This is a genomic window from Micromonospora sp. KC606, from assembly GCF_004348675.1.
Taxonomy (GTDB): Bacteria; Actinomycetota; Actinomycetes; order Mycobacteriales; family Micromonosporaceae; genus Micromonospora.
In genome coordinates this window covers 21,991-28,952 of record NZ_SMKN01000051.1, presented here as the reverse complement: position 1 = coordinate 28,952, position 6,962 = coordinate 21,991, and the positions used below count along the sequence as shown (strand labels likewise).

4 protein-coding genes and 1 rRNA gene are annotated in these 6,962 nt (G+C 72.1%); 2 read left to right on the top strand and 3 right to left on the bottom strand.

Going from position 1 to position 6,962, the window contains the following annotated elements; translation table 11 throughout:
• The first annotated feature begins 6 nt into the window (after positions 1-6).
• Positions 7-123 (top strand): 5S ribosomal RNA (gene rrf, locus E1193_RS13345).
• 300 nt (positions 124-423) lie between these two features.
• Positions 424-1,050: an NAD(P)-binding domain-containing protein gene (locus tag E1193_RS13340; protein WP_132183504.1), complete on the top strand. Its 627-nt coding sequence runs from the start codon at positions 424-426 to the stop codon at positions 1,048-1,050.
• Positions 1,051-1,113: 63 nt separating this feature from the next.
• On the opposite strand, the gene E1193_RS13335 is transcribed toward E1193_RS13340, so the two are convergent.
• The 3 genes from E1193_RS13335 to E1193_RS13325 all read right to left on the bottom strand — a co-directional run bounded on the left by E1193_RS13335 (position 1,114) and on the right by E1193_RS13325 (position 6,947).
• On the bottom strand, positions 1,114-2,931 hold the full coding sequence (locus E1193_RS13335; protein ID WP_165945724.1) for a VanW family protein: 1,818 nt from the start codon (positions 2,929-2,931) through the stop codon (positions 1,114-1,116).
• Positions 2,932-3,150: 219 nt separating this feature from the next.
• Positions 3,151-5,688 carry a fibronectin type III domain-containing protein gene (locus E1193_RS13330; RefSeq protein ID WP_132183503.1) on the bottom strand — a complete coding sequence of 846 codons (2,538 nt, stop codon included), beginning with the start codon at positions 5,686-5,688 and terminating at the stop codon, positions 3,151-3,153.
• Complete coding sequence (locus E1193_RS13325; RefSeq protein ID WP_132183502.1) at positions 5,685-6,947, bottom strand: polysaccharide biosynthesis protein; 1,263 nt, start codon at positions 6,945-6,947, stop codon at positions 5,685-5,687. The genes E1193_RS13330 and E1193_RS13325 overlap by 4 nt, the downstream gene beginning before the upstream one ends.
• Positions 6,948-6,962 lie beyond the last annotated feature (15 nt).

The following is a 6,962-nucleotide window of genomic DNA, read 5'->3' as shown; positions in this document are numbered from 1 at the left end:
TAGAGTTACGGCGGTCATGGCGGAGGGGAAACGCCCGGTCACATTCCGAACCCGGAAGCTAAGCCCTCCAGCGCCGATGGTACTGCACTCGGGAGGGTGTGGGAGAGTAGGACACCGCCGGACAATCATTCATTCAGGGCCACCCCCGATCCGGGGAGTGGCCCTGAATGCATTCCCACACAACACCGGGCCCCAGCCGACGCCAGAGCAATGTGGCCGGCTCATGTTCGGTTAATCGCCCGACGTCCCCGTGCCACCTCGGTAGCGTCAGTGCGGGACGATGCCTTGGCGGCGGGGCCCGCCGTACTGACGAAAAGGTGACGTGGCGTACGCCTCGTCCGCGATCGGGGCGGACCGGCCCGGGGTACCTGCTCCCCGTACGACCGGAACTGACCGTCGGGACCGGCGGAGGCAGGAGTGGCCATGAAGATCGGAATCATCGGCTCGGGGCACATCGGTGGCACGCTCACCCGGCGGCTACGCACCCTGAACCACGACGTGACAGTCACGAACTCGCGAGGGCCGCAGAGCCTGACCGACCTGGCCCAGGAGACCGGTGCCACCGCCGGCACCCTGGAAGACGCGGTGCAGGACGCGGACGTGGTGGTCGTGGCGATCCCCCTGCTCGTGGTGCCCGCGCTGCCGCCGGAGCTGTTCGACGGCAAGGTGGTCGTAGACGCCAACAACTACTACCCCCAGCGCGACGGAGACATCGCCGAGCTGCTGGACCGCAGTCTCAGCTCCAGTCGGTGGACCGCAGAGCATCTCAAGGGCGCCCGGCTGGTGAAGGCATTCAACAACATCCAGGCGCAACACCTGATGGACAACGGACGCCCGGCCGGCTCCCCCGACCGGATCGCGCTGCCGGTCGCGGGGGACGACGCCGAAGCCAAGCAGCTGGTGATGCAGCTGGTCGACGCGCTCGGATTCGATCCCGTCGACGCCGGCACCCTCGACGAGAGCTGGCGGCAGCAGCCCGACACCCCCGTCTACGGCACCGACCGCGACGCGGCAGGTGTACGGCAGGGACTGGCCGAGGCGCGGCCCTGAGGACGTACGACACAGGGAAGCCCCGCCGACGATCCAGCCGGCGGGGCTTCCCTGTGCTTGTGGTCAGGACGGTTCGGGTCCGCAGATGAAGCGGGGTTCGGCGTCATAGGTCCAGCTGAACTTCTCCCGCTTGATCACCTTGCCGTCCTTCTTGATGACCCGGAAGGCATCCTGGGCGAACCCGTCACTGCCCGCGGCGGCGATGCACGTCGGGCCCGGCTCCAGGTACACCGTCTTCGGCTTGGTGATGTTCCGGCGGGGACCGTACTCGGTCTTGACACTGTCGTAGATCTTGGTGCTCCAGATCGACACGGTGATCGTGCTGGACGTCCACGAGGTGTCGATGAGCACCCCGTGCGGGGTGTTGTTGCGGAACTTGAAGTCAAGGTCTGGCCAGAAGATGGTCGACTCGATCACCGCGGGGTAGCGGCTGAAGTAGAACGAGTGCGGCTTGTGCTCGACGTCTTCCAGGCCCGCGTAGTAGGTGGCGTTGAACAGGGTGGTGGTGAACTGGGAGACGCCGCCGCCCACCCCGGGGACCAACTTGCCGTTGAGGATCACCGGGGCGTCCTTGTAGCCCTGGGCGTAGCCGCGCTCGCCGGTGTGCCCGTTGAGCGAGAACGTCTCACCCGGATTCACCACCGTGCCGTCGACGTCCTTGGCAGCCTGGATGATGTTCTGGCTGCGCGGTGAGGAGAGGCCGCCGGGAAAGCGGGTCGTGAAGGTCGACACCCGCTCCTTGATGCCCAGGCTGGTCAGTTTCTCCTCGGTCAGCTCCGGCTCGGCGGCCTTGAGTTCGGCGGTGACCGTCCGGCCCTCAGTCTTCGGCAGTACGGCGAGCAGGTCCCGGCCGAGGGCCGCCGCATCGACCTGCTGGCCGGCCCGGCCCGGCACGACCTTCGGCTTGCCGCCGGAGATGCTCATCGTCGCGTCCTTCGGCTCCACCTCGATCTTCGCCAGCTTGTCGCCCAGCGCGTCGCGGAGCCGCTTGACGTCCACCCGGGGAGTCAGCTTGCCGGCGTCGTCGGCGGAGAAGCGCAGACCACGGGCGATCGCGGCCGGTGGGATGCTCACCGAACCCCTGTCGGTGGTCAGCGCCACCGGGGCGGCGACGGCCGGCCTGGCCAGCTCGGCAACCAGCCGGTCCACCTCCTCCCGGGTGGTCGCGGGAGCCTTCTCCACCAGCGGTACGGTCACCGGCTCCTTGGCGAGCCAACCAGCCCGCACGACCTCGACGGACCGTTCCGGATCCAGCGACAGGGCCGGCTTCGGATACACCGGCTTCGGGGTGGTGCCGGTGAAGATGATCGCCGGCATGGTCATCTCCCGGCCCTGCTTGCCCAGCACCTTACGCAGGGCGGCGTCGAGCTTGGCGGAGTCGACCGTCACCACCGGATCGACCGTGCGGGAGCCGACCAGCCGGCTCATCGGATCCGCGTCGGCCTTCGCCGCGGCGGCCACCGTGGCGTCCACGTCCACGGCCAGGCCAACGTCGGTCGGGTTGATCTCGGCCCGGTTCTCACCGATCACCACGGTCAGTGGGGCGTTCAGCGCCGCCGCCCGGCGCTCCAACTCGGCACGAAGTTCCTTGGACGCGTCGGCCCTACTCCGGCCGCCGAGTTCGGTGCCGAGCACGCTGGTGCCGCGTGGGACGTCGCCGGCGTACGCCCAGGCGCCGGTGAGGCCGACACCGGCCAGCACCGTGACGGTCAGCCCACCGGCGAGCAGCAGCTTGGCTCGACGCGACCGTGAGCCACCGTTCGGGGCCGCAGGTGTTCCCGCCGGCTCCGGTGCGTCATCACCCGGCCAGGTCACCGCGGTGACCTGCACCGTGGGCCGGTCGTCGGAGAGACGTTTGTCGCCGTAAAGGGTCACAGCCACCTCGATCGGGACGTACCACAGGGGGTGCGGACCCCCGGAAAACAACTACGGTAACCAACGCGCGGACCGGGCGGCACTGTGCGCCCGGCCATTCCGCACACGCGTGTCGCGCCGCGCTCCCGGCGCGTCGTTCCGGGGTGGCGTCGTGACAGTGCGTACGGCAGCGGGTGGCTGGACCGGGCGGGGATGCTGTGGCCGCGTGCCCCCCGCGGAGCCGGCTCACCGCACCTGTGCGGCAACCACCTCGCTCGGCGGCCCGTCGGTCGTCCCGTCGGTGGCGACGATCCGGAATTCGTACCGGTGGCCGCGGGTCAGCAGCACCGCGGTGTGCCGGGTGTCGAGTACCGGAACAGGATCGGTCCGCCAGCTCTCGCCGGCCGTGACGTCTCGTAGTTGCACCCGGTAGGCGAGGCCCGCCCCGGCCGACCGCCAGCTCAGCCGGGCGTCCCCGTTTCCGCCGGCGGTGGCTTCGAGCCTCGTCGGCGTGGGCAGTTGGGGAGTGACCCGGACCGGCGCGCTGCGCGGCCCGGCCCCGGCCGGGTTCAGGGCGGCCACCGCGAACTCGTACTCGTGACCGTTGCGCAGGCCGGCGACCACTGCCCGGTTGCCCTGGGTGGGAACCGGCTCCTCGGTGAAATCGCGGTGCCCAGCGGTGAGGTCGCGCCGGTAGATCCGGTGCCAGCCGTCCGGCGTGACGGGCTGCCAGGTCAGCTCGGCCCGGCCCGGCCCGGCCTCGGCCCGCAGTCCGTGAGGGGCGGTGTCGGGTGGGGCGAGGCGGGCGCGGACCCGCACCGGCGTGGCGCGTTGTCCCTCGCCACCGCTGTTGACCGCGCTGACCGTGAACTCGTAGTCGTGGCCGTGTTCCAGGAAGCGGGCGACGTGGCCGCTGCCGGCCTCCAGGGCCGGCTGGCCGTACGCCTGGCCGCCACGGTCGAGGTCGCGACGGTATACCCGGTAGGAGACCTCGGGGCCCAGCGACCGCCAGGTCAGGTGGACCGTGCCGTCCGGCCGGGCGACGGCGGCCAGGCCGGACGGGGCTGCCGGAGGCGTGACGACCGCGGTGGCCAGGACCGGCGGCGCGGGCAGGCTGTCGCCGCCACCGCCGACCGCGACGACGGAGAACTCGTACGTCCGACCGTGTCGGAGGAACTCGACGGTGGCGTGGGTGCCGGTGAAGGTGCCGACCACCGTCTGAACGCCGGTGGTGAGGTCGCGCTGCCGGACACGATAAAGCTGGACGAAGGGGATCGGATGCCAGCTGAGCGCGACGTCACCGGAGCGCCCCGGCTCAGCCTGCAGGCCCGTTGGTGGAGGTGGCGGCGGCACGGTGGCGGTCATCCGGGCCGTCGGTGAGGGCTGGCTCTCGCCGTGCCGGCCCACGGTGGTAACCCGGAACTCGTACTCGTGCCGGTTGACCAGGAAGTCGGCGGAGAAGCGGGGCTCGGCCGAGGGCTCGCCGATGCGCACGAAATGGGTCTGCCCCGCGGTGACGTCCCGCCGGTGGACTTGGTAGCGCGGCTCACCGTCGGCGCGCACAGGGGGCCAGCTCAGCTCGGCGGTGCCGGCCCCGCCCGGCTGAGCGGTGAGCGCCGGCGGCGCGGGCGGCAGGTCGGCCCGGTCGGGGCGGGGGCGGGGCCAGTCGACCTCCACGAAGCGGGGACGGTAGATCCCGGCGTCGGCGTAGGTGACGGCGTCGTCGACGTTGTTGACGTTGTACGAGAGGAGCAGCTTGCCGGGGCGGGCCAGGTCGGGGTGCAGGTCGGCGTCGTAGACGAGGTGCCCGGCGGCGGTCTCCGTGGCCCGGTGGAGGTAGTCCGGGCCGCCGAACGGGCCGGTCGGTGAGCCGGCGGTGTAGGCCACCAGATCGGCGCTGAAAACGAGGTTGTTCTCGTGAGTGACCAGGACGTAGCGTCCGTCGATCCGCTGCACCCCGTACGCGGTGCCGACGCCGCTGAGAACCCGGGCGGAGGCACGTTGGTCGGTAACCCAACCGTCGCCGGTCCAGAACTCCCACGCGTCGCCGAGGTCGTCGCCGCGTACCCGGGCCACGTGGGCGAACTTCGCCTCGCCGGCCGCCTCCGTGCCGTAGACGTAGGTGTGCCCGCCCTCACGCAGCAGGGTGGAGCCCCAGGCGATCCGGGCGTCCAGCGGCAGTTCCCGGACCCCGGTAGGGGTGAGCGCGGGCAGCGCGAAGGTCGCCAACGCGGTGCCGAGCAGGGCGTGGTCCAGCGGGCTGGCGCCCGTCCTGCGGTAGCGGTTGACCAGCACCTGGAGGGTGTCCCCGGCGACCTGCGCGTCACCGATCCAGAAAAACTCCCCGGCCGGTGCCGGGACCAGCGGGCCCGGGTTCTCGGCGGTGCCGCCGTGCCGGGTCTCCCGGAGTTGGTCGCCGTGCTGCACGATCGCCGAGTTGTGTACGAACGGCGCGGTGCGCGGGCGGGAGCCGTCCGGGGCGACCGGTCCGAGGAAGGTGTCGGAGAAGAGCCAGAGCAGCCGTCCGTCGGGCAGGCGCACCGAGGTCGTCCGGTCGGCTCCGGTCCACGTGCCGGAGGTGTCGCCGTATTGGTCGAAGAGGCCCGTGAGGCGGGTGGCGGAGACGCCACCTCCGGCGGAGGCCGGGCCCGGCACAGCCGCCGGCACCACCACCAGCAGGCAGATCACATAGGGAAGGAGCAGCCAGCGAGCCGGTCGGCGGGTGCCGACCACTCCCCGGCCCGTGTCGGCCACCGCCACCAGAAACCCCCGTCGACTGGTCAACCGCCTTGCAGGGTGTCACGACTCCCTGACGTCACGGAAGGGGGCGGACGGGTGGAGGTGGGCGGGGTGTCCTCTTCGCGGCGGATCGTCAGCACCCCGGTGGCCACAGCGGTGACCGCCGCCGTCGCCAGAGCCGCCCCGGCGATCCCGGCCACGGTGTGCGGCACCACGGTGGCGACCGCGACCAGGAAGCCACCGGTGGCCGTCCACAGTGGCGCGGACGGCCATCGGGTCGAGGCCGCGACGCGTGCGTTGACGAGGACGAAGATCAGTGCGTACAGCGCGCCGGTGGCGGCGAACAGCGGCGCGTACCGGCCATGCGTGGTGTACTCCGGGCCGCCGGCCAGGGTGAAGGCGAGCCCACCGGCGAGCATGGTGGCCAGTACCAGCACGCCGCCCGCCGCGCCGACCAGCGCCAGTGCGGTGCGCAGGGTGCGGCGGTCGCCACGGGCCAACCGGGGCAGGGCGATCACGGTCACCACCTGCGGTGCCCAGAGCGCCCCCTTGGTCAGCACCGTGCCGACCGCGTACGTGCCGGAGGCGTCGGGCGGCAGGAAACGGCGGGCCAGCAGCAGGTCCGCGTACGAGACGACCAGCATGGCCAGGGTGGCGCCGCTGGCGGTGAGCACGGTGCGGGTGGCCAGGGCCGGGGCGAGCGGGTCGAGTCCGGCGCCCCGGTTGAGGCGGACCAGCAGGGCCAGCACCAGTATCGAGGTGACCGCGCCGGCGAGCAGCGCGCCGGTCAGCCCGCCACCGAGGGCCAGCCCGGCGATCATGCCGCCGTACCGGCCGGCGGCGAGCAGTGCCATCGCCCCGGCCAGGCGCAGGAACCGCTGGTCGCCCTGGAGTTCCCCGAGCCACCGGCCGGCCGCCACCACCGCCACGGTGAGCACGCCGAGCAGCAGCACCGCCGGCGCGGTCAGCCGGAGTTGGCTGGTGGCGACCGGGAGTACCACGGCGAGCAGGGCGGCGGTGACGACCACGGCGAGGACGGTGGGACGGGCGGTGCTGGCTGGCCCGTGCCGGGCCCGGTGCACGGCGACCGCGATCTGCAACCCGGTGCTGGCCACGCCACCGATCGCGCCGAGGGCGAGCAGTGTGGCCAGGGCGCTCAGCTCGGCCGGCGGAAGGTGTCGGGCACCGAGGACCGGCACGACGTACGCCAGCCCGTTGACGAAGACGCCGGCCAGCGTGACCGCCACACCGGCCGCGCCGAGCCCGCCCGCCCGGCCGCGTCCGTCGTCCGACTGAATTCCCATGACCGTCCCGTGTCG